Here is a 26,046-nt window from a genome sequence, read left to right as displayed (position 1 = left end):
TTGTGGGCCTGGACTTACGGGGCGACCCCGTCGCGCTGACCGCGGCGCTGGTGGACATCCCCAGCGAATCGCGGCAGGAGCAGCGCATCGCCGACGAGATCGAGGCCGCGCTGCGCGAGCAGGCCAGCGACTTCGAGGTCATCCGCAATGGCGACGCCGTGCTGGCCCGCACCAGCCGCGGCCTGCCCTCGCGGGTGCTGCTCGCAGGCCACACCGACACCGTTCCTGCCGCCGACAACCTGCCCAGCAGATTCGGCGGCGGTGAACTGCACGGCTGCGGCACCTCGGACATGAAGTCAGGCGACGCAGTGTTCCTTCACCTGGCCGCGACCGTCGAAGACCTCGCCCACGACATCACGCTGGTGATGTATGACTGCGAAGAGATCGAATCGGCCGCCAACGGTCTTGGCCGCATCGAGCGCGAGCTGCCGGGCTGGCTGCAGGCCGACGTCGCCATCCTCGGCGAGCCGTCGGGCGGGTTCATCGAGGCGGGTTGTCAGGGCACGCTGCGCGTCGTCGTCAGCGCCGCAGGAACCCGGGCGCACTCCGCGCGATCCTGGTTGGGCGACAATGCAATTCACAAACTCGGCGACGTGCTGGCCCGGCTGAAGACGTATCAAGCGCGCAGCGTCGACATCGACGGCTGCACCTACCGCGAGGGGTTATCGGCGGTGCGCATCGACGGCGGCATCGCAGGTAACGTCATTCCCGACGCGGCGTCGGTGACCGTGAATTTTCGCTTCGCCCCCGACCGCAGCGTCGAGCAGGCGTTGCAGCACGTTCACGGGGTGCTTGACGGGCTCGACGTGGAAATCGAATTGACCGACTCCGCCGCCGGCGCGCTGCCCGGGCTGACCAAGCCCGCGGCCGCCGCGCTCGTCGACGCGGCAGGCGGACAAGTGCGCGCCAAGTACGGCTGGACCGACGTCGCTCGCTTTGCAGCACTTGGCATTCCGGCGGTCAACTACGGACCCGGCGACCCCAACCTCGCGCATCGCGCCGACGAGCGCGTCGAGGTGGCCGCGATCACCGCCGCGACCGACATGCTGCGGAGATACTTAACCGCTTGACGGGGTGCCTACCCTGGGACACATGCGGTGAGACCCGGACTTCGTTCCCCCGTCGTCTATTCACGAGAGCTCTCTCGCATGTCTATTACTTGTTCGAATCTGTCTTTTTCCTGGCCCGATGACACGCCGCTGTTCACCGACTTGTCGTTCACGGTCGGCGACGGCCGCACCGGGCTCGTTGCACCCAACGGCGCGGGTAAGAGCACGCTGCTCAAGTTAATTGCCGGCGAATACCCGCCTACCGCAGGCACGATCACCGTGGCTGGCATTCTCGGGTACCTGCCGCAGACGCTGCCGTTCGTCGCGGATCGAAGCGTGGCCGATGTGCTGGGCGTCGCCGGTGTGCTGGATGCCCTCGCGGCGTTGGAGGCCGGTAACGCCGACGAGGACGTCTTCGCGGCCATCGGCGACGATTGGGACATCGAAGAGCGCACCCGCGCCCAGCTCGACCGTCTTGGGTTGGGCCACATCGGTTTTCATCGACGACTTGGGTCGTTGTCCGGCGGTGAAGTGGTGTCCCTCGGCTTGGCCGCACAGCTGCTCAAGCGACCAGAGGTGTTGTTGCTCGACGAGCCGACCAACAACCTGGATGTCGACGCGCGGCATCGGCTTTACGACGCGCTGGATGACTTTCCGGGGTGCCTGCTGCTGGTCAGTCACGACCGTGTACTTCTCGACCGAATGGACCGCATTGCCGAACTGTATCGCGGCGAAATGCTGTTCTACGGAGGCAATTTCACGTCTTATCAACACGCGGTGGCCGAAGCGCAGCAGGTCGCCGAGGCGAACCTGCGCAACGCCGAGCAGCTTCTCAAGCGCGAAAAGCGCGAGCGGCAGGAGGCCCGCGAGCGGGCGGCCCGACGGTCGAGCACCGCGGCGCGCAACCTGAAGAACGCCGGGCTGCCGAAGATCGTCGCAGGCAAGTTGAAGCGCGACGCCCAGGAGTCGGCGGGCAAATCCGATGACGTGCACGCCAAACGAGTCACCGAGGCGCAATCTCAGCTCGACGACGCCGAACGGGCCCTTCGCGACGACGCGATCATCGTGCTCGAACTGCCGGACACCAGCGTGCCGTCCGGGCGCACCGTGTTTCGGGCGGAGGGTCTTCAGGTCTGCCGCGGTGGTCGAAAGCTGTTCGCCGACAACGGCATCGACCTGAACATCCGCGGTCCCGAACGGATCGCGCTCAGCGGTCCCAACGGCGCGGGCAAGTCGACGCTGATGCGCGTCATGAGCGGCGACCTGCAGCCGGATGCGGGCACGCTGCAGCGCGCCGAAGGCCGTATCGCGTACCTTTCGCAACGGCTGGATCTGCTCGATCCCGACCGCACCGTCGCAGAGAGCCTGGCCGTGTACGCGCCCAGCCTGACCCACACCCGTCGCATGCATCTGCTGGCCCAATTCCTGTTCAGCAGCAATCGAATTCACCTTCCGGTGGCGGCTCTGTCCGGCGGTGAGCGGCTGCGCGCCACGTTGGTCTGCGTGTTGCACGCCGAACCCGCGCCGCAGTTGTTGCTGCTCGACGAGCCGACCAACAACCTGGACTTGGTCAGCGTCGATCAACTCGAGGCCGCGCTCAACGCATACCAGGGCGCGTTTGTCGTGGTCAGCCACGACGAGCGGTTCCTCGCCGATATCGGCATCCGGCGTCGGCTACGGCTGTCGGAGGGCAGGTTGGCGGCAATTTAGCGGACCGACAGCTAGCGGGGGCACGGTAATTTGTATGGCATGCCGATCCCACCCGACAAGAGCCCATATGGGTCGCAGACGGTGATGGGCCCTGGCTGGCCGAATGTCGACGAGGAGATGCTGGCCGCCGCGGCCGCAAAGTTCGAGGCGTTGGCCGCCAAAATCACCGGCTCGATCGTGCCCCAGCAGCAGGGCCAGCTGATGAAGCTGTCCGACGTCTGGGAGGGCGCCGGGTCGCTGGCGGCGACGGGTGAGGCCACGTCGATCATCGGCGGTCACGAGGCCAACGCCGCACACGCCGCCGCCGTCGCGGGGAAGCTGCGCGCCATGGAAGCCACCGTCGTCAAGGCGAAGATGCTGGCCAACACGATCGCCCAAGAGGTCCAGCACGAGTGCGAAGCGCTCTCGGCGATGCCCTTCAGTAACACCCAGGAGCTGGTGCAGAGCCGCATCAAGATGGGGCTGTCGCAGAACATCGCCAACATGACGGCCCACACGACCGAACTCGCCAACACCCTCGGCGTGCCCCCGAGCATTCCGTTCGCCGGGGCTCCGCCTGTGTCGGGCGGGAAGGAAGCCAAGGACACCACCGAGGAGGCCTCGAAACAGGCCGGGCAGGGCTCCCAGCAGGCGATGCAGATGATAAGCCAGATGGGGTCGATGGCCACACAGCTCCCGATGCAGCTCGGCCAGGCGGTGATGGCTGTGCCTCAGCAGATGGGTCAGCAACTGCAGCAGTTGTCTCAGCCTCTGCAACAGCTGACCTCGATGTTCGGTTCCGGCGGCAAGGCGGATTCCCTGGGTGCCGCGGGTCTGCCGTTTTCCTCGTTCTCCAATCATCCGCTCGCGGGCGGCTCCGGTGCGGGTGGCGGCTCGGGCATGGTGAAGGCGGCGGCTCTGCCCGGCTCCGGTGGGGTTCCGCTGCAGACCTCCCAGATGTCGAAGTTGGTTGGCACCAAATCGGTGAGCACAGCGCCGCAGGAGGGCGCGGCCGCCGGAGCCACTGCAATTGGCGGAGTCGCCCCCGCGGCCGCCGGCATGGGCATGGGCGGCATGGGCATGATGGGCCACCGAGGCGAGAGCGGTGGCACCAGCCCGGGGCTCGCGCTGCCCCCGCCGCTCGACTACGACCTGGCCGAAGACGACGTCGACGAGGATTGGTGACGCTGTGGGTGATCCATTGAAGACGCCCGAAGGCCTGAGCTGGGATCCGGCCGCGGTGGAACTGCCGGATATCCCGATGATTCCCGCCGGGCAGGACGCGTTGAGCGCGACGATCGCGGCGGTGCTCCCGACACTGGCGGCGCCGTTGGCTGCCAACGTCGCGACGCTGCAGGCGAAAGAGACGGTGTTCTCGGGCAAGGTGGGCGTTGCCCAAGCGGCCTACCAGACCTCCGACGATGCGGGCTCGCAGTCCGTCGGCCAGGTCGTCGGCATGCTCGGACAACTGGGACAGCAAGCCGGCCAGATGGGGCAGATGGCGGGTGCGCCCGGACAGATGCTGGGCGGCCAGACCGGCATGTTCGGTCAGCTGATGCAGCAGGCCATGCAGGGAGCAAAAGGCGGTGGCGGCGGGCAGTCGCTCGGCGCCCAGCAGACCGGTGGCGCTGGGGGAGTGGCCGGCGGTGCGCCCCCGACTGCGCCCGGCGCGGCCGGGCAACCCGCGCTGCGCGACGACGCAGTCGACGGCAACGACGGAGCCACCGCGCAGGAACCCCAGCGTGACGAACGTGAACTGTTGCACCGCGCTGAACCGAATGACCGCGCCACTGCGGGGCGGTCAGAGCATGGCCAGGCGCCGGTGAAGTCGCCGGAGCACAGGAGCCACGAGGATCTCGGTCGCAACCTCTAGGCGGTGTCGGCCTGTGCCGCCGCCCCGGCGGCCGCGCGCTTCATCCCGATCGAATCCAGTCGCGCGGACACGTCGTTGAGCGCTGCGGCGTCACGAGCAGTGACGGCACGCGCGTAGTCGAGCGCCAATCCGGCTAGCACACAGTCGACTTCGCCGCTGAGCCGCGCGATGGCGTCGGCCGCGCGGAGGTCGCCCAGCCGCGCGGCGTCGAAGTGAGCTCGCAGTGCGATCGCCGATTGGCCGCCGCGCTCGGCCGCCTTCGCAGCGTCGCGCGCGGCCGCGACCGCGCCGTGTTCGTCGCGTCGCGCGGACAACGTCCACGCCCGCGCCAACGACAGTTCCGGCGCGAACAGCATCGACTTCAACCCGTGCCGAGATTCGGCCCGCGACAACATCTTTCCCGCTTCGACCGTTTCGCCCAGCTGACCCAGCGCCTGCGCCAACAACATCAACGCCAGCGGACCCCACGAATACCCCGTCGGCGCAAGGGCTGCCGCCGCCTCGCGCAGCAGCGACACCGCCGACTCGAGCTCACCCTTGGCGATCAGCACGTCGGCCACCAACACCTCACCGATTGCGCGGCCGGGCTGCTGAAGCTGTGCGAAGTCGGTGAGCTGTTGTCCCAATGCCTGCGCCCGGTCCAGTTCGCCGGCCATCACCAATGCCGTCGTCTGCCCGAAGCCGCTGGTGAACCTCAGCAGGCCGGGATGCCCGGCGGTGATCGCGCGCTCGGCCAGCGCGTCGACCTCACTGAAGCGGCCCATCCGCGCCGCGCTCAATGCGGCTGCGGCCGCTGCCCAGCCGACCGCGGTGTCGTCGGCCGCGGGCGATGCCAGCACGTCATCGGCGATCTGTTTGGCACGGCTCGGACTGCCCGCGTTCATCGCGAAGGTGGCCGACAGCGCGTCGAGCGTGGTCTGCGCGGCCGGTGTCGACACCCGGCCGCGGGTGGCCTGCAGGAACGCCGTCGCCCGCTCTGGCTCGCACAACATCCAGAACTGGTTGGCCGCGCGCGGCAGCGCCCACGCCATCAGCTCGGTCTCCGAGAGCGTCGACGGATCCACGTCGGCCAGCACGGCATCGGCGTCCCTGCCCGACCCCTGCCATGCCAGCGCATAGGCCAGCGTTAGCCGAATCGAGAGCTCTGATGACCGTGCGACCGCCGCGCGGCCCAGGTGCTCGCTGAGTTCCAGATCGCCCAGCCGCAACGCGTCCTCGGCCGCAGCGGCCAGGTCGGCCACCGGTGGCGGACTGTCGCTGTCCACCGCGAGCACTGCGAACCGCAGCCGGTGCACGACGCCGCTCGGGGGTGCCGACGCGTTCACCACCTCGGTGCGCAACCGGCGCAGGTCCGGGCCGCCCATCGCGTTGCGGACCGCGTCGACGAACAGGGGGTGCGCCGGCCGCACGACGTCGCCGTCGATGACGACGGCGCCTGCCGCTTCCGCGGCGCCGAGGTCGCCCGCAAGCGCGGCAACGTCGGCGACCGGAACGGGATTGGCGACGGCCAGATATTCCAGCACCCGGTGGGCCGGCTTCGGCAGTGCGGTGACGAACTCCTCGACCGCGGCGGCCTGCCTACTGTCGTCGTGGCCTGGCGGCTCGACGCCGACCCGGGCCAGCAGGTCGTCGCGCCATAGGGCCGAAACCTCTTCGACGACAACAAAATTCGGGTCAACCGTGACGATCAGCTTCACTGCGCCGCTGACCGCCAACTGGTAAACCAGCGCGGCCGACAGTTTGTCCAGCAGGTGCGCGTCGTCGACGATCAACAACCTGCCGTCGCTCAGTGACTCCCGCGCGGCACGCAGCACGGCCGCCGTCTTACCCGTGTCGGGGACGTCGATCAGGTGATTGAACGCGGCGAACGGCACCGCTGGCGTCGTCCCAATGACCCAGTCGACGCGATCGAACTGCGCCGCCAGCCGGTCTGCCGCCGCGCGGGCTAACCATGTCTTGCCGACCCCCGCCGAGCCGATGAGCACCGTCCCGGCTTGTTCGCGGAGGCCCGTTTCGAGCTGTTCCAATGCGGGCTCGTGCGGTGTGGTCACCCACTCAACTGGCACCGCCGGAGACTATCGCTAGGTTGTCCGTGTGTCCCCAGAACCTGGCCGCGAATGGGCGGTCTGCGTGTACTGCGCGTCCGGGCCAACGCATTCGGACCTACTGGCTTTGGCTGTTGAAGTTGGCGAGGCGATCGCCGAGCGCGGCTGGACGCTGGTCTCCGGTGGCGGCAACGTCTCGGCCATGGGTGCGCTTGCCGGCGCGGCCCGCGCCCGCGGCGGGCGCACCGTCGGGGTCATCCCCAAGGCGCTAGTGCATCGTGAGGTGGCCGACACCGAGGCCGACGAGCTGGTCGTCACCGACACCATGCGCGAGCGCAAGCAGATCATGGAGGACCGCGCCGACGCGTTCGTTGCGCTGCCCGGCGGCATCGGCACGCTCGAGGAATTCTTTGAAGCCTGGACAGCGGGGTATTTGGGTATGCATGACAAGCCGGTGGTCATGCTCGACCCGATCGGGCATTACGACGGCCTGCTGGCCTGGCTGCACGGGCTGGTCGACAGCGGTTACGTCGCCGAAGGTGCGCTGGATCGGTTGGTTGTGGTGAACGACGTGGACGATGCGATGGCGATGTGCGCGCCCCGCGGGAGCCGCAACGGCGGCGGCATGACACCGCAGTGACAGCGATCACTAAGGTGAGCGACAACAGAACAGTGGAGGGGACGCACCGAATATGAGCGACGAGAAGTCGGGGACTCGCAGCAGCGTGGGGCTGCTCGACATCGCCAGCCATGTGCCAGGTCTGCTGATGGACCTACCGACGATCTTGAGTGGTGTGATCACCGGCTTCGGGGCGCGTCCGACAGCCAAGACCTCCATCGGCAGGGTGTTTCAGGAGCGCGCCGCCCGCCACGCAGACAAGGTGTTCCTTCGGTTCGAGGACCGCGACATCACCTACCGCGAGGCCAACGAGACCGCCAACCGGTACGCCGCGGTGCTCGCGGCCCGTGGCGTCGGCCATGGCGATGTCGTCGGCATCATGCTGCGCAACTCGCCGGAACCCGTGCTTCTGATGCTCGCCGCGGTCAAGTGCGGCGCCATCTCGGGCATGCTGAACTACCACCAGCGTGGCGACGTTCTCAAGCACAGTCTGGGCCTGTTGTCCGCCAAGGTTGTCATCGCCGACCCTGAATTCGTCGACCCGATCAACGAATGCGGCGCCGACACAGAGGGTCTGGTGACACTCGACGAATTCGACCGTCTCGCCGAGACGGCGCCGACGAGCAACCCGGCCTCCGCCGCGGCCGTCCTCGCCAAGGACAAGGCGTTCTACATCTTCACCTCGGGCACCACCGGCATGCCGAAGGCCAGCGTGATGACGCACTACCGGTGGCTGCGGGCGCTTGCCGGATTCGGTGGTCTCGGAATGCGGTTGAACAGTAACGACACCCTGTACTGCTGCCTGCCGCTCTACCACAACAACGCGTTGACGGTGGCGCTGTCGGCGGTACTCAACGGCGGTTCGACACTGGCGCTTGGCAAGTCGTTTTCGGCGTCGAAGTTCTGGGATGAGGTCATCCGCTACGAAGCCACCGCATTCGTCTACATCGGCGAGATCTGCGCCTATCTGCTCAACCAGCCGGAGAAGGACACCGACCGCAAACACAAGGTTCGGGTGATCTGCGGCAACGGGTTGCGTCCGGCGATTTGGGACGAGTTCACCGAACGGTTCGGCATCGAGCGGGTGTGCGAGTTCTACGGCGCGAGCGAGGGCAACACCGCATTCGTCAACGTTCTCAACGTGCCCAAGTCCACCGGGATCTGCCCGACGCCGGTGGCGTTCGTCGAATACGACTCGGAGACAGGCGATCCGGTGCGCGACGACAACGGCCGCGTCAAGAAGGTGCGCAACGGCGAGCCAGGGTTGCTGCTCTCAAAGGTCAGTAACTTCCAGCCGTTCGATGGCTACACCGACAAGAAGGAATCCGAGAAGAAGTTGGTGCGCGACGCCTTCAAAAAAGGCGACGTGTGGTTCAACACCGGTGACCTGATGCGGTCGCAGGGCTTCGGGCACGCGGCGTTCACCGACCGCCTTGGCGACACGTTTCGGTGGAAGGGCGAGAACGTCGCCACCACCGAGGTCGAGGCGGCGATCTCCACCGACCCGCAGGTCGAGGAGGCGACGGTGTTCGGCGTCGAGGTCGAGGGCGCCGGCGGCAAGGCGGGCATGGCGGCGATTCAGCTCAGGGAGGGCGAGGAGTTCCATGGCAAGGCGCTGGCCAAAGCGGCCTATGAGCGCCTGCCCGGCTACGCGGTGCCGCTGTTCGTCCGCGTCGTCAAGGAGCTGGCGCACACCTCGACGTTCAAGAGCCAGAAGGGCGACCTCCGCAAGGAGGGCTACGGCGGCAACACCGGCGAGGGCGACGAAGAAGCCGACAAGATCGAAGACCCGATCTACGTGCTGGCCGGCCGCGACGAGGGCTACGTCGAGTTCTACGACGACTATCCAAAAGAGGTCGCCGACGGAAAGAAGCCCAAGAACTAACGCCCGTAACCTGGTTAGGTGCAGTCCACGTTCCTCGGCCGTCCGGTGGCCGGCGATCGCGCCACGATCATGGCCATCGTCAACCGTACACCGGACTCGTTCTACGACCGCGGCGCTACTTTCACCGATGAGGCCGCCAAGGCCGCCGCGTATCGCGTGATCGAAGAAGGCGCCGATGTCGTCGACGTCGGTGGCGTGAAAGCGGGGCCGGGCGAGACGGTCGCTGTCGACGAGGAGATCGCCCGCGTCGTGCCGTTCATCGAGTGGCTGCGCGACACCTTTCCCGACCAGCTGATCAGCGTCGACACCTGGCGCTCCGAGGTGGCCAAGCAGGCCTGCGCGGCCGGCGCCGACCTGATCAACGACACCTGGGGCGGCCACGACGCCGTGCTGCCGGAAGTCGCCGCCGAGTTCGGGGCCGGCCTGGTGTGCTCGCACACCGGCGGTGCGACGCCGCGGACGCGGCCGTTCCGAGTCAACTACGGCATCTCCGAACGCGGTGTCGTCGATGACGTGATCGCCGAGGTGAGCGCCGCCGCCGAACGGGCAGTGGCCGCCGGAGTGGCCAAGGACGCCGTGCTCATCGACCCGACCCACGATTTCGGCAAGAACACTTATCACGGTCTTAGTTTGTTGCGCCACGTAAAAGACCTTGTAAAAACTGGATGGCCGGTCCTGATGGCGCTGAGCAACAAGGATTTCGTCGGGGAAACTTTGGGTGTGGGTCTGACCGAACGCCTGGAGGGCACCCTGGCCGCGACCGCCCTGGCTGCGGCGGAAGGGGCTGCCATGTTCCGCGTGCATGAAGTCGGGCCCACACGACGCGTACTGGAAATGGTCGCGTCGATCCAGGGCGCGCGCCCACCCGCGCGCACGGTGAGGGGACTGGCATGACACTGAGACGGACTCGAGCCAGCGACGAGCGACGGGGAGTCGAACGATGACGCTGTCGCCTGAACTACCGGGAACGGACGTTGTCACCGGCAGATGGCTGACCGACCACAGTTGGAACCGGCCGTCGTGGACGATCGCCGAACTGATCGCCGCCAAGGCCGGACGCACCATCTCTGTGGTGCTGCCTGCCCTCAACGAGGAAGAAACGGTCGGCAGCGTCGTCGAGACCATCACGCCGCTGCTGGGCGGGCTGGTCGACGAACTGATCGTGCTGGACTCCGGCTCCACCGATGAGACCGAGATCCGCGCGATCGCCGCGGGCGCCAAGGTGGTCAGCCGCGAGGTCGCGCTGCCCGAGGTCGACCCGCAGCCCGGCAAGGGTGAGGTGCTCTGGCGGTCGCTGGCCGCGACCACCGGCGACATCATTGTCTTCGTCGACTCCGACCTGATCGATCCGGATCCGATGTTCGTGCCCAAGCTGGTCGGCCCGCTGCTGACCACCGAGGGCGTGCACCTGGTCAAGGGCTTCTACCGACGTCCGCTGAAGGTCAGCGGCAGCGAGGATGCCAACGGCGGCGGCCGCGTCACCGAGCTCGTCGCGCGCCCGCTGTTGGCGTCGCTGCGACCCGAACTGAGCTGCCTGCTGCAGCCGCTTGGCGGCGAATACGCAGGCTCGCGTGAGCTGCTGACCTCGGTGCCGTTCGCGCCGGGCTACGGCGTCGAGATCGGGCTGTTGATCGACACCTACGACCGGCTTGGCCTGGACGCGATCGCTCAGGTCAACCTCGGCGTGCGCACCCACCGCAACCGGCCGCTGACCGAGCTCGCGTCGATGAGCCGCCAGGTCATCGCAACCCTGCTGTCGCGCTGCGGCGTCCCGGATTCCGGGGTGGCCCTGACGCAGTTCTTTGCCGACGGCGACGACTACACCCCGCGCACGTCCTCGGTGTCGCTGGCCGATCGCCCCCCGATGGTCACACTGCGCCCACGCGGATAAGCCTTGCTAATTGACCTGACGCCCTTCACAGGGAACGATCAGCGTCTATGTGGGGGAAGCACAACCGGTAGCGACGTGACCGTCGACGTCGAGTACGCCCGTCGGGGGGACATCTGCATCGCTTATCAGGCGATCGGTGATGGGCCCGTCGACATCATTCTTGGTGCGGGTCTGATTTCGCACCTGGATCTGGTGTGGGCGGATCCGAATGCGACCGCGTTCCTCCGAGAACTGGCGTCCATCGGGCGGCTTTTGCTGTTCGACAAGCCCGGCACCGGGCTCTCCGATCCGGTTGCCGGCGTTCCGACAGTGCAGCAGCGAGCCGATGATTTCCTCGCCGTGCTCGACGCGGCCGGCTCGAAACGGGCGGTGGTCATCGGGTACTCCGAGGCTTCTGCGCCTGCGATCCTGCTGGCCGCGACGCACCCCGAGCGCGTCGAGGGGCTGATCGCGATGAGCGGTATGGCGCGGCTGACGCCCACCGAGGATTTCATCCCGGGCACCGAACACCGGTTCGAGCCGTTTTGGGCCATGATTCGACATTGCAGCGACCACTGGGGCGACGGGTCGATGCTCCACACTCTGTCCCCGTATGCGCGCGAGAACCTGGTGTACCGCAGGCTGGCCCCGAACGTCGAGCGGGCGTGCGCGAGTCCTGGCATGGCGCGGGTGATGATCAACGCAATGTGGGATTACGACGTCACAACTGCGGTGGACGCGGTCGACGTGCCGACGCTGATCATCCACCGGACCGGCGACATCGTCCCGGTCGAGGGCTCACGTTGGATTGCGGACAACATCGCCGGGGCGAAGATGCTGGAACTGCCTGGGGCCGAGCACATCTGCTATTTCAACGGCGACGACATCCTCACCGGCATGGAGGACTTCATCGGCGGCAGCGCGCCCCGCGGGCCCATCTCGCGCAAGCTCGTGACGGTGCTCTACACCGACATCGTCGGGTCCACGGCGCGCGCGGTGGAAATGGGTGACGAGACATGGTCGACGCTGCTGGCCACGCACCACGCCGCGGTGCGTGATCAGGTCGAGCGTCACGACGGCACGCTCATCAAGACGATGGGCGACGGCGTGCTTGCGACGTTCGACCGCCCGACGCTCGCAGTCCGGTGCGCGCTGGCGATTTCCCGACATGCCAGTGACGAAGGTGTCGAACTGCGGGCGGGCGTGCATGCCGGCGAGTGCGAGGTGACCGACGACGACATCAGCGGAGTCGCGGCGCACATCGGATCTCGCATCATGGCGCTGGCCGGGCCGGGCGAGGTGTTGGTCTCGGCGACGGTGCGTGATCTGGTGTTCGGCTCGGGCGTCGAGTTCGAACCACGCGGGGCGCATGAACTGAAGGGCGTACCGGGCAGGTGGTCGGTGCACGCCGTCGTGGCCGATCGCCGCGAGGACCAGCGGCCGGCGTCGCAGGCCACGCCCGAACAGGCGGCGTTGACCCCATCGCCCAACGCGACGATGAAGCCCGCCGATAGGGCCCTCGTGCAGGTGGCGAACCGGGCGCCGCACCTGAGCCGCTTCACGCTGCGGCTGCTCACCCGCCGGCCGCGGTCGAAACCGGCCTGATCCGACGAGCCGGTTGTCAGGCCCTTCGGGCAGTATCGAGGGCGTGACCTTGGTTCTGCTGTATCTGGTTGTGCTGATCCTGGTGGCGGTCGTGCTGTTCGGACTTGGCAGCGTGCTGTTCGGCCGCGGCGAGCCGTTGCCGCCGCTGCCGGCCGCCACCACCGCCACGGTGCTACCCGCCTCCGGCGTCACGGGCTCCGACGTCGACGCCGTCAAGTTCACCCAGACCGTTCGCGGCTACAAGACCAGCGAGGTCGACTGGGTGCTCGACCGGCTCGGCCAAGAACTCGATCTGCTGCGCGGCCAGCTCGCAGCGGTGCGCGCGGCCCACGGTCTCGACGAGGACGCCGAACAGGCGGTTGAACACGCCGAGGGCCCGGCGCACGCGCTGCCCAACGGCGAGGAAGACTCGTGACCGTCGACGACGACGGTCGCACACGGTGCGGGTGGATCGACCAAACACGGTTGGCCCCAGCCGATTTCGTCCTCTATCGGGACTACCACGACACCGAATGGGGCCAGCCGCTGCGCGATTCGGCGGCCCTGTTCGAACGGATCAGCCTCGAGGCCTTCCAGAGTGGCCTTTCGTGGCTGATCATCCTGCGCAAGCGGGAGAACTTTCGTCGCGCCTTCCACAAGTTCGATGCCGAGCGCGTCGCGCGCTACACCAAACGCGACATCGACCGGCTGATGGCCGACACGGGCATCGTGCGCAACCGCGCGAAGGTCGAAGCCACCATCGCCAATGCGCGCGCGGTCGTCGACCTCTCGGACAACGGCGTGGATCTCAGCGAATTGTTGTGGTCGTTCGCACCACCGTCACGACCGCGACCCGCCGACCTGTCCGCGGTCCCCGCGGTGACGCCGGAATCCACCGCGATGGCCAAGGAATTGAAGCGCCGGGGCTTCCGATTCGTTGGGCCGACGACGGCCTACGCCTTGATGCAGGCCACCGGAATGGTCGACGACCACACCGCCGATTGTTGGGTTCCAGCCATCAAAGCCGCATCGTAATGACGGTCATGGCCGGGTCTTTGCACACCGATCGCTGCCGATAGGGAACAATAGGAGAAGTTCTGTATGCCCGACGACGGGCTGGCCATGTGGAGGGAGCACTCGATGGCGGCGATGAAGCCCCGGACCGGCGACGGTCCACTGGAAGCAACCAAGGAGGGGCGCGGCATCGTGATGCGAGTACCACTAGAAGGGGGCGGCCGACTCGTGGTCGAACTCACCCCCGAAGAAGCGTCTGCTCTCGGCGACGAACTCAAGGGCGTGACCAGCTAGTCTCCCGCTGCACGCCGGGGCCGCCTACAAAGACACTTTTCGGTAGATCTCCAACGTCTGCTCCGCGATATGCGCCCAGGAAAACTCCTGGATACAACGCTGCCGTCCGGCTTGCCCATATTGGCCGGCCCGCTCGGGATCGGCCACCAGCGAGTTGACCGCCTCGGCCAGGCGCCGCTCGAAGAACGTCGGGTCGCTCGCGTCGTAGTGCACCAGCAGACCGGTCTGACGGTCCGCCACCACCTCCGGGATGCCGCCCACATCGGAGGCGACCACTGCCGTCGCGCACGCCATTGCTTCCAGGTTCACGATGCCCAGCGGCTCGTACACCGAGGGGCACACGAAAACCGTTGCCGCTGAGAGTATTTCGCGAATCTTGCCGATCGGCAGCATCTCCCGAACCCAGTACACGCCGCTGCGAACGCGGGCCAGCTCCTGCACCGCCGACGTCACCTCGGCCGCGATCTCCGGCGTGTCCGGCGCGCCCGCACACAACACAAGTTGGATGTCAGGCGCGAAGTGATGGGTGGCCGCGATCAAATGCGCGACGCCCTTCTGCCGGGTGATCCGCCCGACGAACGCGACGATCGGACGGGTCAGGTCGACGCCGAGTTCCGCGAGCACCGAGTCGCCGGGTTCGGGCTGTGCGGGAAACCAGACGTCGGTATCGATTCCGTTGCGCACCACGTGCACCCGGTTGGGGTCCAGCGCCGGATAGGTGTGCAGCACGTCGTCCCGCATGCCGGAACTGACCGCGATCACGGCGTCGGCGGCCTCGACCGCGGTCTTCTCCACCCACGACGAGACGCGGTAGCCGCCGCCCAGCTGTTCGGCCTTCCACGGCCGCATCGGTTCGAGCGAATGCGCGGTCAGCACGTGCGGGATGCCGTACAGCAGCGCGGCCAAGTGTCCGGCCAACCCCGTGTACCAGGTGTGCGAATGCACGACGGTGGCGTTCGACGCGCCGTTGACCATGTTGAGGTCGGCCGACAGCGTCGACAGCGCGGCGTTGGCGCCCTTGAGAGCCGGATCGGGTTGATGCACGAAAACCCCTGGCCGCGGCGCGCCCATGCAGTGCACGTCGACCTCACAAAGATGGCGCAGTTGCGCGACGAGTTCGGTGACGTGCACCCCCGCGCCGCCGTAGACCTCGGGCGGATACTCCCGAGTCATCATCGCCACCCGCATAGTGTCGACCGTAATAGTTGGCGGAGGTTTCTTCGACCGCCAACTGGCCAATTACCTTGACGGACACCGATCAATCGCCGTCAATGGCTGGCAGTGGCGTGAAGCTGCGGATAGGTTTGAAGCATGAGGGAGTTGCCACACGTCCTTGGCATCGTCCTGGCCGGCGGAGAAGGCAAGCGGCTCTATCCGCTGACGGCCGACCGCGCCAAACCGGCGGTTCCCTTCGGCGGCGCCTACCGGCTGATCGATTTTGTGTTGTCGAATCTGGTGAACGCCCGATACCTGCGCATCTGTGTGCTGACCCAATACAAGTCGCATTCGCTGGATCGCCACATCTCGCAGAACTGGCGGCTGTCCGGGCTTGCCGGCGAGTACATCACGCCGGTGCCTGCGCAGCAGCGGCTCGGCCCGCGCTGGTACACCGGCTCGGCCGACGCCATCTATCAGTCGCTGAACCTGATCTACGACGAGGACCCCGACTACATCATCATCTTCGGTGCCGACCACGTGTACCGGATGGATCCCGAGCAGATGCTCCAGTTCCACATCGAAAGCGGCGCGGGAGCGACGGTCGCGGGCATCCGGGTGCCGCGCGCCGAAGCCACGGCCTTCGGCTGCATCGACTCCGACGAGTCCGGGCGGATCCGCGGGTTCATCGAGAAGCCGGCCGATCCGCCGGGCACCCCCGACGACCCGGAAGCCACTTTCGTCTCGATGGGTAACTACATCTTCACGACGAAGGTGCTGATCGACGCGATCCGGGCCGACGCCGACGACGACCACTCCGATCACGACATGGGCGGCGACATCATTCCGAGGTTGGTCTCCGACGGGATGGCCGCGGTCTACGACTTCCACAACAATGAGGTGCCCGGCGCCACTGAACGCGACCACGGCTATTGGCGCGACGTCGGGACACTGGATGCCTTCTATGACGCCCACATGGACCTGGTGTCGGTGCACCCGGTGTTCAACCTCTACAACAAGCGCTGGCCGATCCGCGGTGAAGCCGAGATGCTGGCGCCGGCCAAATTCGTCAACGGCGGCTCGGCGCAGGAGTCGGTGGTGGGCGCGGGCAGCATCATTTCGGCTGCGTCCGTTCGCAATTCGGTGTTGTCGTCCAATGTGGTGGTCGACGACGGTGCGATCGTCGAGGGCAGTGTGATCATGCCCGGCACGCGCATCGGGCGCGGCGCGGTGGTGCGCCACGCGATCCTCGACAAGAACGTGGTCGTGGGGCCCGGCGAGATGGTCGGCGTGGATCTGGAGAAGGACCGCGAACGGTTTGCAATCAGCTCAGGGGGAGTGGTCGCAGTGGGTAAGGGCGTCTGGATCTAGCCCGCGTTTCGGCTCCTGGGCGCGGCCGAGCGTGGTGGCCGACCACGCATGTGGTCGCGGACGCGGCTCATGATGTCGCCGAGGGTGTCCACGTCCTGCTCGGTAAGGGAGCCGTACAGGAGGTCACGTACGACCTCGATGTGGCCGGGTAGGACCTTCGCAACGCGCGCACGGCCCGCCTTGGTGATGGCGACGACGGTGGAGCGCTTGTCGTGGGTGCTGACTTCGCGGACGATGAGCCCTGCTTTTTCAAGTATTCCGGCCTGATGGGTCAGCCCGCTGCGGCTGTACACCACACCGTCGGCCAGTTCAGTCATCGTGAGCGGCCGGTCGGCGTCGACCAATTTGGCCAGGACCTCGAACTGCACGTAACTGAGCCCGCCCTCGGCTTGCAACTGCTCTTGAACGGCATACTGCAGCAGGCTCGCCGCCTCGGTCAGGGCGAAGTAGGTGCGCATCTGGGCAGGCTTGAGGCCGTCGGCCATGCCGTCATCGTAATGCTTCAATATCGAAGCGTCTGGAATGCGCGCTGTTGCGGCACAGCCAATCTCAATTGGTGAACTGCGTGACGAGCGCTTGCAGACGCTCCGACTCGTGGTCAGCGCGTAGTCTGCCGGTCCGGCTGAGGGTGACCAGTCCATGCAGCGCGGCCCAGAACACTTCGGTGAGGGTGTCAGCGTCTTGTGTATCGGCGACGAGCTCGACCGCTTGGTGCAACTCGGCGAAGGCCGCGGACAGCTCGGGGGGTGTCGCGTCGGCGGCGAAGCGCAAGCTGGTCGCGCGGGTGAACATCGCGTCGTAAACGGCGGGGTTGTCGCGGGCGAAGTCGAGATAGGCGCGGGCAATCCGGCTCAGCTCGCCGTCGGCCGGCTCGGCGCCCGCGCCCCGAATCGCTTCGGCGAGCTCGCCAAAGCCCTCGATGGCGATGGCGTCGGCGATTTGATCCATGCCTTGAAAGTGCTTGTACAGGACGGGTTGGCTGTACTCGATTTCGGTGGACAGCCGGCGGGTGGTGACGGCATCCCAGCCCTCAGCCTCGGCCAATCCGCGGGCTGTCGTGATGATCAGCCGCCGACGGGCCTCGCGTTCCCGTGCACGACGGTCCTCAATGGCCATGCCGCACTATAGCACCGCTAGAAGAGCTAGCGCCGCTATTGACACGCCGCCGAATCGAGGTTAGCGTTGCTAGCGCTAGCGCCGCTAGCACTTCCCAAGAGGAGATCCGAAATGGACATAGAGCTCATCACCCAGGCCGGCGCACTGATCGCGGTGCTCGCCACCGCCGTCGTGTACGGCACCGACGTCTTCTGCGCAGCCATTCTGCGACCGGCCTTGGCGTCGATCGACGACAACGCCCTGGTCGCCGTCATGGGCAACGTGCATCGATTCGGCGACCGGCGCATGCCGGTTCCCGGCGTGCTCGGGGTCATCGCCGCCGCGACGAGCATGGTGGCGGCCGCCGTCGCCGCGCATTGGGCACAGACGATCGTGGCGGGCGCCGCTCTGGTCCTGTTGTTGGTCTGGATTGTGCTCTACACACGTGTGAGCGCACCGATCAATCGTCAACTGACACGGGCTGCCGACACCGGCATGGTACTGCCGAATGGGCGTGCGCTGCAGGCAAAGTGGGACCGCGTCATCGACGCTCGCGCGGTGTTGCAAGGTCTCGCAGTGACTGCTCTTTGCCTGGTGCTCGTGATCTGACACGCGCACGTACACATTCGACTTGGCCGACATCCATTGAAGGAGAACAGCATCCGATGTTTCAGCTCAGGACCTACACCCTGCAGTCGCCGGAAGCTCTGCAGCAGTATGCAACGGTTCACTGGGCCCGCCACCTGGAAACGTTCAAGGCATTCGGCGTGATCACCGTCGGTGTGTGGACCGAGCGCAGCGCCGTCACGCATCGACTCGTCGCGCTTATCCGCTATCCATCGGACGCGGACCCTGAGCAACTGACCCGGCGCATCATGGCCAGCTCGGAGTTCGCCGCCGACATGGCCGGCTTCGACGTCGACGAAATCGCCGACGTACACACGGAACTGCTTGACCCGACAGTGTTTTCACCGATTCATTAACCAAACCCCAGGAGTGCTCGACATGACCACCACTATCATCGGCTACGCGCTCGCGGGCCTGATCGCTGCGGCCATCATCTTCATCGGCGCACGATTTCTGGTCGCGCCCCGCGTTGCCGCCGCGGGCTACGGTGTTCTTCCGGACCTGAATCAGCCTGCCGGAGGGGCTTACTTGAGTGTCAAGGGTGTGCGCGACATCGCGTCGGGACTGTTCGTCATCATCCTGATCGCCGCGGGCGCCACCCATCTCATGGGCTGGGTGATTCTGGCCGCCGCCATCATTCCGTCCGCAGACGCCGCGATCGTGCTGCGCAACGGCGGCTCCAAAGCAATCGCGTGGGGAGTCCACGGCGTCACCGCCGCTGTCATGCTCATCACTTCTGCGCTGCTGCTCGCCTGATCGGACGGCAGCTCTATCGCAGCAGTGAGACGAGCGTCACACCCGCCGGCGGAATTGCTTCGAGTTCAAAGCAAGTTATTGCGTTGATAACTTGCTTCAACATCGAAGCAATCGACCGAAGGAGGAGACCATGAAGGCCCTGCGATACCACCGTTACGGCGGTAGCGACGTTCTGCGGTACGAGGAGTCCCCGCGACCGGTGCCCGGCCCGCGAGAGGTGTTGGTGAAGGTGGCCGCCACCTCGTTCAATCCAGTCGATGCCGGCATCCGCGGCGGCTACCTGTCCGAGGTGTACAAGATCAGCTTCCCGCACATCCCCGGCGTGGACGTCGCGGGCACCATCGCCGAACTCGGTGACGAAGTTCAGGGGTGGAACCTCGACGACGCGGTCGTCGCGTTTCTGCCGCTCGATGCCGATGGCGCGGCCGCCGAGTATGCGCTCGTGCCTGCCGAGTTGCTGGCCGCCGCACCGCAGTCGGTGGATCTGGCCGATGCCGCCGCGTTGCCGGTGGCCGCCTTGACGGCGTGGCAGGCCCTCTTCGAGCTCGCGGGTTTGGCGGCGGGACAGACGATTCTGATCAACGGTGCGTCAGGTGCAGTCGGCGGCTACGCCATTCAGTTGGCCAAGAGCGCCGGTGCCGTGGTGACCGCAACTGCCAAAGCGCGTGACGCCGAGCGTCTGCGCAACTTGGGCGTCGACCGGATCGTCGACTACATCGACTACACGCACTCACCGATCGACGTCGATGGTGCACCGTTCGACGTGGTGCTCAACCTGGTCAGTACCACCGACGAACAGACCGAAGCCCTCATCGGCGTGGTCGCCGACGGCGGTTTCCACGTGGGCACCATGGTGTTCGGGCCGGAGAACCCAGGCCGGGGCGTCCGCACGCAACGGATCTTCGTCCGCAGCGACGCATCGCAACTCGCGGGGTTGGTCAGCCGAGTCGACGCCGGCCAACTGCGGGTCGAAGTCGCCGACCGCCGTCCGCTCGAGCGCGCCGCAACCGTCCACGCCGACTCCGACGCCGACCGCCTGCACGGCAAGACGATCCTCTTGCCTGCTGAGCACTAATCCAGCACCGCGAGTTCGAACGCACTCAGCCGCTGCGGGTCGGCGTCGATGTCGATCTCGGTGATTTTGTCGCCGGCGACAGCGAAGCGCAGCACCAGCGCCAGCTTGCCCTTGGGTGCGACGACGATACCGACGGCGCCGTCCACCAATGCAGGCTCGGCGAAGCGGGCGTTGGCCGAAAACGCGCGGGCATTGGTAGCGATCGTCTGGGCCCCGCGGAGGGTCGTCGGCGTGCCTGCCGCTGCGGCGTCGACGCGCAGCACGACGTCTGCGTCGAGCACGCTCAGCAACGCATCGAAGTCGCCGTCGTGCGCGGCGGCCAGGAACGCATCGACGAGCCGGCGTTGGCGCACCAAATCCATTGCGGGGTCCGGAGTTTTCCCGCGGACCCGGCGCCTGGCGCGCGCCGCGAGCTGAGCCGCAGTGTTCTCGGTACGGCCGACGATCGGCGCGATCTCGGCGTAGGGCAGTTCGAACATGTCGTGCAGCACGAAGGCCAACCGCTCGGCGGGACTCAGGGTCTGCAGAATGACGAGCAGCGCGACGCCGATGGAATCGGCAAGCACCGCTTCGGCTTCGGGGTCGACGGCGTCGGCGGCGATCGCGGGGGCTTCGTCGAGCGGCTCCTCGGATCGTGCACTGCGCGCCCGCAGCATGTCCAGGCAGATGCGCGCCACCACCGTCGTCAACCAGCCGCGCATGTTGCGCACATCGGTGACGTCGCTGCGGTGCATTCGCAGCCACGCTTCTTGCACCGCGTCGTCGGCCTCTGCCAACGAGCCCAGCATCCGGTAGGCGACCGCACGCAGATGCCTTCGGTGCTCCTCGAAGCGCTCTTCGGGCACGGTGTCTCCTTTTGTCATATTCCGCGCGGATGGGCCGTCATGGTTGTGACGGATGAATGCCCATCGGCATGACAGGGAGGACTGACATGAAGGCGCTGAGGGTGGTTTTCGCGCTGCACGGGCTGATCACGCTGGCCGGCGCGGTGGTATTGATGGCTTTTCCGCGGGCCATCCCGTCGATGGTGGGCATCACGATCACCAGACCCGATTATCTGCTCGTGTACCTGGTCGGCGCGGCTGAACTGGCCGTCGCGGTGCTGTCGTTCGGGGCCATCCGCATCACCGACTGGGCCGCGCTGCGGTTGATCGTGACGACGCTGGCGGTGTTGCACGCGACCAGCGGTGGCCTCGACGTCGTGTACATGGCGCTGACGCAACCGAACGCGACAATGATCTCGAATACGGTATTGCGGTTCGCGGTCGTCACGGTGTTGCTCGTCGTGTGGCAGGTGGCCCGGCGTCACCAGATGCCGGGCACCAGCCGGTAATGCACCTTGTGTGTGTACTCGTCGTACCCGTCGAGGTCCTGTGTCAGCGCCTTCTCCTCGTCGAGAATGCGGGTGGCGAGTACCGACAGCCCCGGGATGACGAACAGCAATGCCCAGTACGACCCGAGGGCCAACGGAACGCCGATCATCATGACCACGTTGCCGAAGTACATCGGGTGACGGACAACGGAATACACGCCGGTCGACACCACCTTCTGGTCGGACTCGACAGTGATGTTCGCGGCAGCGTAGCCGTTTTGGATCGTCGTGATCATCGCGATCAGAAGACCCGCACCGACAAGGATGTCGCCGAGCACCGAGACCGCCGCTGGCACCGACGACCAACCGAAGCGGTAGTCCAATGCGCTCACGAGGATCATCGCCCCCATCGAGACGAACGCGAACGTGATGACGACCTTCTGCACCGGCCGACTCTCCGCGGCGGGTCCCGCCTGCATACGTCGTTGCAGCGCAGCGGGATTCGTGGCCGCCAGATACACACTCGGGATCGTCGTGGCGAGCGCGAACACCACGATGAACGTCCACCCGCGCCAGTAATCAAACGTCCCTGCGGGTAGGAACACCAAGAGCAGGAAGACCGCGAAGCCGATGATCGACGTCGTTACTGCCTGAATTGCTGTCTTCATGATTGTCGACCCTCACCAGAAGCCGGGCACCAGTCGGGAATGCACCTTCTCGGTGTATTCGCGGTATCCCGTGAGTTCTTCTGTCAACGCCCTCTCCTCGTCGAAGATACGGACGGCAAAAAGAACCACGTAGAGAACATCGACCAGAACAGCCCAGAAGGACCCGAGCGCAAGCGGAACACCGATGAGCATGATCAGCGCGCCGAAGTACATCGGATGCCGGACGAGTCCGTACAGCCCGGTGGACACCACGGCCTGATCGCTCTCGACCGTGATATTTGCTGCGGCATAGTTGTTTTGGACGACAACCAGCATGGCCAGGCCAAGCCCGACCGCCACCAGCACGTTCCCGATGACAACCACCGGGATCGGCACGTTCGACCAGCCGAATCGATGGTCGAGCGCCGAAACCACCAGCAGGGCAGCGAATGCCAGCACCACGCCGACGATGACGATCTTCTGCACAAGCCTGGATTCGTATTGCGGACCCGCATTCATCCGCCGGCGTAGCACCGCCGGGTTGGTCAACCCCACATACACCGTGTAGACCACCGACAGGGTTATGAACAAACCGAGAAACACCCACGCCTGCCAGTAGTTGAACGTCCCCGCCGGCCAGAACAACGCCAGGGCGAACAGGACAAAGCTGAGCACCGATCTCGCCGTAACCTGTAGTGCGGTCTTCATGTTTCCCTTCTCCTAGATTGCATCGCGAATGCGATAGAGCCAGCCAGCGAGGAATGTCAGCGCCGCCGCGGCAACGACCATTACGGTCAGCGCGACGACCGGATAGTCCGTCGGCGCCGTGGTCCTGCCGACCGGCGACAGATCGATCAGCCAACGTGGCAGCCTCAGCAGCGCGCCGAGATAGAGCGACATGACGACGAATGTGACTGCAAGCCAACCGATCCAGGTGTGACGGACGGCGACGGCCAGGGCCGCGATGCCTGCGATCACCGCCATGGCGGGCACGTACGCCAGACCGGCCAACGTCAGTCTCGCGATGGTTGCGGGCTCGCCGAGCGTCAGGCCCGCGCCGAGCCCGTTGCCGAGCCCCGCGAAGAACATCAACACGACGGATCCGGCGAGCGCAGCCGCCACTGCGCTCAGCAGCCAGCGCCACCGCGACACCGCGCCGGCCAACACCGCCTCGCCAAGGCCCGATTGCTCATCGTTGTACACCCGCAGCACGGCGCTGACGACATATGCGGTGGCGGCGGCGGCAAGGAACTGCGTCATCGTCGTGTACACGCCGTCGGTGCCCTGCGCGGTCAGCACCCGTGCCAGCAGCGGATTTTCCTTCGCCGCGTCCAACAACGACTTGGTCATCGAACCAAAGGCCAAGCCGCCCAAGAACAATCCGATGGTCCAGCCAATGGTTTGGCCGCGTTGCAGCGTGAGGTGCAAGACGAACACGCCGCTGATCGGGCGCGCGTTCGGCTTCTCACCGGTCGATGGGATCACTCCGGCGTCGTATTGCCTGCTGCTTTCCAGCCAGGCGGCCAGCGCCATCAGCGCGATCGTCAACCCGACGAGCATCGCGAACGGCCACCAGCGCAGGTCGACGAACGCGCGCATCTGCTGAGCCCACGCGATGGGGGAGAACCAGCTCAGCGCAGACCCGGAGTTGTCGATGACGTCACCGATGCCGCGCACCAACGCGGCCAGCGCAAGAGCAGCCATCGCCGCTCCGGTCGCAGTCCGCGCCTGGCGCCACAGTTGCGCCGTGACCGCGGCCACCGCCCCGAAAACCATGGCGACGCCAGTGATGCCCAGCGACATCGCGGCGGTGTCGACGAACGCGAAGCCCGTCGAGGCCATCGCCAACGTCATGGTGACGGCGAGGACGGCGTTCACGCCACCGACGAGTATCAGCGCGGCATACGTGCGGGCATATCGGCCGACGACCGACGACGAAACCAGTTCCGCGATGCCGTTTTCCTCCTCGGCACGGGTATGCCGGATGACGGTGGTGATCGCAAGGATCGACGCCGCGATGATCAGCGTCAGCATCAGCTCGTTGGCCATCATCACGCCGAGGTCGGTCTCGTTACCGCCAAACATCGGTCCGCCCAGCATCATTCCTGCGGGCGTTTTGAGCAGGTTCACCCGCGCGAGCCGCTGGGGCTCCTCGGGATAGGCCAGCTTCACCGCGTTCGGGGCGTACACCATCATCAGCGTCAGCATCGTGACCCATACCGACAGCCGGATCCGGTCGCGTCGCAAGGCAAGCCACAGCAGACTCGGGACCCCGGTGAACGGCGATCCCGACGGGGCGGCTTCGTGCCGACCCCCATGGGGTGTGACGAGGGTGTTGCCCGATGTCGTCGGCCGGGCGGCTCCCGTTGTCATCGGTTCGTCCCCTGATACTCGCGCAGGAACAAGTCCTCCAGCGACGCCGGTGTCACGGTCAGTTCCGCGATACCGAGATCGGTGAGGTGCTCCATGACGAAGTCCAGCTCGTTGCGATCCACCGAGAAGCGGACGTCGGAATTCTGCCCACTGAAGTCATGCACGTACGGAAGCTGTTGCAGCGCACTGGCATCCCCCCGGGTGTGCACGGCGATGGTGGTACGCATCAGGTGGCGCAGTTCCTCGAGGGTGCCGGATTTCACCGAGCGGCCGGCGCGGATGATCGTGACGTTGTGGCACAGCTTCTCCACCTCGGCCAGGATGTGGCTGGACAGCAGCACTGCGGCACCATCCTGTGCGACCTCCTCGACGCAGGTCTGAAACGCCTTCTCCATCAATGGATCCAGGCCAGAGGTGGGCTCGTCGAGGATGTAGAGCTCGGCGTTGGTGGAGAACGCGGCGACGATCGCAACCTTTTGTCGGTTGCCCTTCGAATAGGTGCGTGCCTTCTTGTGCGGGTCGAGTTCGAACCGCTCGATCAGCTGATCGCGGCGCCGGGTATCCACGCCGTTGCCGCGCAGGCGAGCGAGGAAGTCGATGGCCTGAAGACCGGTCAGGTTGGGCCACAACGTGACATCGCCGGGCACGTAGGCGATTCGCCGATGCAGGCCGACCGCGTCGCGCCAGGGGTCGCCGCCGAGCAGTCGCACGGTGCCGCCGTCGGCGCGCAACAGGCCGAGCAGCACCCGGATGGTGGTGGACTTGCCCGCGCCGTTCGGGCCGAGGAAGCCGGTGATGTCACCCGGCGCGACGGTCAGGTCCAAACCGTCGAGCGCCTTGGTGCGGCCGAAAGACTTGGACAGACCTCGGATTTCGACAGCGAGGTGCGACCGTGTGGTGTCACCTCGTTGCAGAGATGCCGCCGTCATTGTGCTCTCCTTCATCGGATGTGAACGGAATGCCTTTTTCACGTGCCTCGAGGAATGCGTCGTACATGGTTGAGTCGGTCATCAGGCCCTCGGTGTAGAGCTCGAGGGCAGGCAGCACCATCTCCTCGCCGTAATCGCGGAGGACGGCGCGCAGATCGGTTGGCGTGGGGTGCATTTGGATGTAGAGGAAGAATCCGCCGCCGCCGGTCAGGCCGAGAAACTTGGCGCGAGCACGCGGATCACGGCTGGGCTTGAGCAGGCCGTTTTGCACACCCTCTTCGAGATACCCTTCCGCGTTGTCAATCATCCTCTGCCACAGCATCTTTGCCAGCTCACTGCCTGACTGCATGCTGCGCACCAGGTAGGCCATCATCGGCGCGTACGACTCCATCTCGGCCATCTGCCTGAACCAGTCGGCCGGATCGCTGGTCTGCATCGATGCCGATTTGCCGGTGCGGATCTCCTCGGCGATGTAGTGGTCGCAGGCCTTGCGCAGGCCGTCTTTGGAACCGAAGTGATGGATCACCAGCGCGGCGGACACCCCCGCGGACTCGGCGATGCTGCGAAGCCCGACGTTGAATCCGTGCTCGCCCCACTGCTCGATCGCGGCGTCGCGGATCCGCGCGACGGCCGTGCGATCGTCTGACGCTGAACGCATGTTTAGTACGCTAAACATGTGTTCAGTGCGCGGTCAAGCACCTTCCCCGTCAGAAATCCGTAAAGATCGCGATTCGGCCGTGACGAGTCGCGGTCAGCGCGACTGATCACGCCGAAACCGCAGCAG

28 protein-coding genes are annotated in these 26,046 nt (G+C 66.2%); 18 read left to right on the top strand and 10 right to left on the bottom strand.

Annotated features, from left to right (window positions below):
• Nucleotides 1–2 precede the first annotated feature (2 nt).
• The 4 genes from dapE to MYCSM_RS23580 all read left to right on the top strand — a co-directional run bounded on the left by dapE (nt 3) and on the right by MYCSM_RS23580 (nt 4,611).
• Complete coding sequence (gene dapE, locus MYCSM_RS23595) at nt 3–1,070, top strand: succinyl-diaminopimelate desuccinylase (RefSeq protein ID WP_015308684.1); 1,068 nt, start codon at nt 3–5, stop codon at nt 1,068–1,070.
• Nucleotides 1,071–1,148: 78 nt separating this feature from the next.
• Nucleotides 1,149–2,759, top strand: coding sequence for an ABC-F family ATP-binding cassette domain-containing protein (locus tag MYCSM_RS23590; protein ID WP_015308683.1), 1,611 nt, complete (start codon nt 1,149–1,151; stop codon nt 2,757–2,759).
• A gap of 39 nt (nt 2,760–2,798) precedes the next feature.
• The gene (locus MYCSM_RS23585; RefSeq protein WP_015308682.1) at nt 2,799–3,923 is read left to right on the top strand and encodes a hypothetical protein; all 1,125 of its coding nucleotides are present in this window, start codon (nt 2,799–2,801) and stop codon (nt 3,921–3,923) included.
• A gap of 4 nt (nt 3,924–3,927) precedes the next feature.
• Entirely contained in the window at nt 3,928–4,611 is a 684-nt protein-coding gene (locus MYCSM_RS23580; protein WP_015308681.1) for a hypothetical protein, read from the top strand.
• On the opposite strand, the gene MYCSM_RS23575 is transcribed toward MYCSM_RS23580, so the two are convergent.
• Nucleotides 4,608–6,677: an AAA family ATPase gene (locus MYCSM_RS23575; RefSeq protein WP_041312586.1), complete on the bottom strand. Its 2,070-nt coding sequence runs from the start codon at nt 6,675–6,677 to the stop codon at nt 4,608–4,610. The genes MYCSM_RS23580 and MYCSM_RS23575 overlap by 4 nt on opposite strands.
• A gap of 28 nt (nt 6,678–6,705) precedes the next feature.
• Between MYCSM_RS23575 and MYCSM_RS23570 the strand changes: the two genes are divergently transcribed.
• The 8 genes from MYCSM_RS23570 (at nt 6,706) to MYCSM_RS23535 (ending at nt 13,922) form a co-directional block, all read left to right on the top strand.
• The gene (locus MYCSM_RS23570; RefSeq protein ID WP_015308679.1) at nt 6,706–7,296 is read left to right on the top strand and encodes a TIGR00730 family Rossman fold protein; all 591 of its coding nucleotides are present in this window, start codon (nt 6,706–6,708) and stop codon (nt 7,294–7,296) included.
• A gap of 52 nt (nt 7,297–7,348) precedes the next feature.
• On the top strand, nt 7,349–9,160 hold the full coding sequence (fadD6, locus tag MYCSM_RS23565) for a long-chain-acyl-CoA synthetase FadD6 (RefSeq protein WP_015308678.1): 1,812 nt from the start codon (nt 7,349–7,351) through the stop codon (nt 9,158–9,160).
• Nucleotides 9,161–9,229: 69 nt separating this feature from the next.
• A complete protein-coding gene (gene folP, locus MYCSM_RS23560; RefSeq protein WP_232425834.1) occupies nt 9,230–10,054 on the top strand; it encodes a dihydropteroate synthase in 825 nt (274 codons plus the stop codon).
• Between the two features lie 46 nt (nt 10,055–10,100).
• Nucleotides 10,101–11,051, top strand: a complete 951-nt coding sequence (locus MYCSM_RS23555; RefSeq protein ID WP_015308676.1) for a glucosyl-3-phosphoglycerate synthase — start codon at nt 10,101–10,103, stop codon at nt 11,049–11,051.
• Nucleotides 11,052–11,126: 75 nt separating this feature from the next.
• A complete protein-coding gene (locus tag MYCSM_RS23550; protein WP_015308675.1) occupies nt 11,127–12,635 on the top strand; it encodes an adenylate/guanylate cyclase domain-containing protein in 1,509 nt (502 codons plus the stop codon).
• 43 nt (nt 12,636–12,678) lie between these two features.
• On the top strand, nt 12,679–13,050 hold the full coding sequence (locus tag MYCSM_RS23545; protein ID WP_015308674.1) for a DivIVA domain-containing protein: 372 nt from the start codon (nt 12,679–12,681) through the stop codon (nt 13,048–13,050).
• Complete coding sequence (locus tag MYCSM_RS23540; protein WP_015308673.1) at nt 13,047–13,649, top strand: DNA-3-methyladenine glycosylase I; 603 nt, start codon at nt 13,047–13,049, stop codon at nt 13,647–13,649. Before MYCSM_RS23545 ends, MYCSM_RS23540 begins: the two co-directional genes overlap by 4 nt.
• 105 nt (nt 13,650–13,754) lie before the next feature.
• A complete protein-coding gene (locus tag MYCSM_RS23535) occupies nt 13,755–13,922 on the top strand; it encodes a DUF3117 domain-containing protein (RefSeq protein ID WP_083906423.1) in 168 nt (55 codons plus the stop codon).
• A gap of 24 nt (nt 13,923–13,946) precedes the next feature.
• Here the strand turns inward: MYCSM_RS23535 and glgA are convergent, their stop codons facing one another.
• Nucleotides 13,947–15,110, bottom strand: a complete 1,164-nt coding sequence (glgA, locus tag MYCSM_RS23530; RefSeq protein WP_041312584.1) for a glycogen synthase — start codon at nt 15,108–15,110, stop codon at nt 13,947–13,949.
• 123 nt (nt 15,111–15,233) lie between these two features.
• Here glgA and glgC point away from each other — a divergent pair, with 123 nt between their 5' ends.
• A complete protein-coding gene (gene glgC / locus MYCSM_RS23525; RefSeq protein WP_015308670.1) occupies nt 15,234–16,448 on the top strand; it encodes a glucose-1-phosphate adenylyltransferase in 1,215 nt (404 codons plus the stop codon).
• Here the strand turns inward: glgC and MYCSM_RS23520 are convergent.
• Nucleotides 16,445–16,933: a MarR family winged helix-turn-helix transcriptional regulator gene (locus MYCSM_RS23520; RefSeq protein ID WP_015308669.1), complete on the bottom strand. Its 489-nt coding sequence runs from the start codon at nt 16,931–16,933 to the stop codon at nt 16,445–16,447. The two genes, glgC and MYCSM_RS23520, sit on opposite strands and share 4 nt — an antisense overlap.
• A 64-nt stretch (nt 16,934–16,997) precedes the next feature.
• Nucleotides 16,998–17,564: a TetR/AcrR family transcriptional regulator gene (locus tag MYCSM_RS23515; RefSeq protein ID WP_015308668.1), complete on the bottom strand. Its 567-nt coding sequence runs from the start codon at nt 17,562–17,564 to the stop codon at nt 16,998–17,000.
• A gap of 111 nt (nt 17,565–17,675) precedes the next feature.
• On the opposite strand from MYCSM_RS23515, the gene MYCSM_RS23510 reads away from it, so the two are divergent.
• From MYCSM_RS23510 to MYCSM_RS23495, 4 genes are all read left to right on the top strand, one after another.
• Nucleotides 17,676–18,152: a DUF1772 domain-containing protein gene (locus tag MYCSM_RS23510; RefSeq protein WP_015308667.1), complete on the top strand. Its 477-nt coding sequence runs from the start codon at nt 17,676–17,678 to the stop codon at nt 18,150–18,152.
• Nucleotides 18,153–18,208: 56 nt separating this feature from the next.
• A complete protein-coding gene (locus MYCSM_RS23505; protein WP_015308666.1) occupies nt 18,209–18,526 on the top strand; it encodes an NIPSNAP family protein in 318 nt (105 codons plus the stop codon).
• A gap of 22 nt (nt 18,527–18,548) precedes the next feature.
• Complete coding sequence (locus MYCSM_RS23500) at nt 18,549–18,926, top strand: DUF4267 domain-containing protein (protein ID WP_015308665.1); 378 nt, start codon at nt 18,549–18,551, stop codon at nt 18,924–18,926.
• 130 nt (nt 18,927–19,056) lie between these two features.
• Nucleotides 19,057–20,001, top strand: coding sequence for an NADP-dependent oxidoreductase (locus tag MYCSM_RS23495; RefSeq protein WP_015308664.1), 945 nt, complete (start codon nt 19,057–19,059; stop codon nt 19,999–20,001).
• Here MYCSM_RS23495 and MYCSM_RS23490 read toward each other — a convergent pair.
• Nucleotides 19,998–20,864: a sigma-70 family RNA polymerase sigma factor gene (locus MYCSM_RS23490; protein WP_041312582.1), complete on the bottom strand. Its 867-nt coding sequence runs from the start codon at nt 20,862–20,864 to the stop codon at nt 19,998–20,000. The genes MYCSM_RS23495 and MYCSM_RS23490 overlap by 4 nt on opposite strands.
• Before the next feature lie 68 nt (nt 20,865–20,932).
• On the opposite strand from MYCSM_RS23490, the gene MYCSM_RS23485 reads away from it, so the two are divergent.
• Entirely contained in the window at nt 20,933–21,334 is a 402-nt protein-coding gene (locus MYCSM_RS23485) for a hypothetical protein (protein WP_015308662.1), read from the top strand.
• Here the strand turns inward: MYCSM_RS23485 and MYCSM_RS23480 are convergent.
• From MYCSM_RS23480 to MYCSM_RS23460, 5 genes are read right to left on the bottom strand one after another with little or no spacing between them, the layout of a single operon-like run.
• Nucleotides 21,307–21,981 carry a methyltransferase family protein gene (locus MYCSM_RS23480; RefSeq protein WP_015308661.1) on the bottom strand — a complete coding sequence of 225 codons (675 nt, stop codon included), beginning with the start codon at nt 21,979–21,981 and terminating at the stop codon, nt 21,307–21,309. The two genes, MYCSM_RS23485 and MYCSM_RS23480, sit on opposite strands and share 28 nt — an antisense overlap.
• A 12-nt stretch (nt 21,982–21,993) precedes the next feature.
• A complete protein-coding gene (locus MYCSM_RS23475; RefSeq protein ID WP_015308660.1) occupies nt 21,994–22,668 on the bottom strand; it encodes a methyltransferase family protein in 675 nt (224 codons plus the stop codon).
• 12 nt (nt 22,669–22,680) lie between these two features.
• Nucleotides 22,681–24,333: an ABC transporter permease gene (locus tag MYCSM_RS23470; RefSeq protein ID WP_015308659.1), complete on the bottom strand. Its 1,653-nt coding sequence runs from the start codon at nt 24,331–24,333 to the stop codon at nt 22,681–22,683.
• Nucleotides 24,330–25,262: an ABC transporter ATP-binding protein gene (locus MYCSM_RS23465; protein ID WP_015308658.1), complete on the bottom strand. Its 933-nt coding sequence runs from the start codon at nt 25,260–25,262 to the stop codon at nt 24,330–24,332. The genes MYCSM_RS23470 and MYCSM_RS23465 overlap by 4 nt, the downstream gene beginning before the upstream one ends.
• Nucleotides 25,234–25,920, bottom strand: a complete 687-nt coding sequence (locus MYCSM_RS23460) for a TetR/AcrR family transcriptional regulator (protein ID WP_041312580.1) — start codon at nt 25,918–25,920, stop codon at nt 25,234–25,236. Before MYCSM_RS23460 ends, MYCSM_RS23465 begins: the two co-directional genes overlap by 29 nt.
• Nucleotides 25,921–26,046 lie beyond the last annotated feature (126 nt).

Origin of the sequence: Mycobacterium sp. JS623 (assembly GCF_000328565.1) — a bacterium.
Classification (GTDB): domain Bacteria; phylum Actinomycetota; class Actinomycetes; order Mycobacteriales; family Mycobacteriaceae; genus Mycobacterium.
Note: the sequence above shows the minus strand (reverse complement) of the source record. Positions and strands in the feature narration are given on the sequence as shown.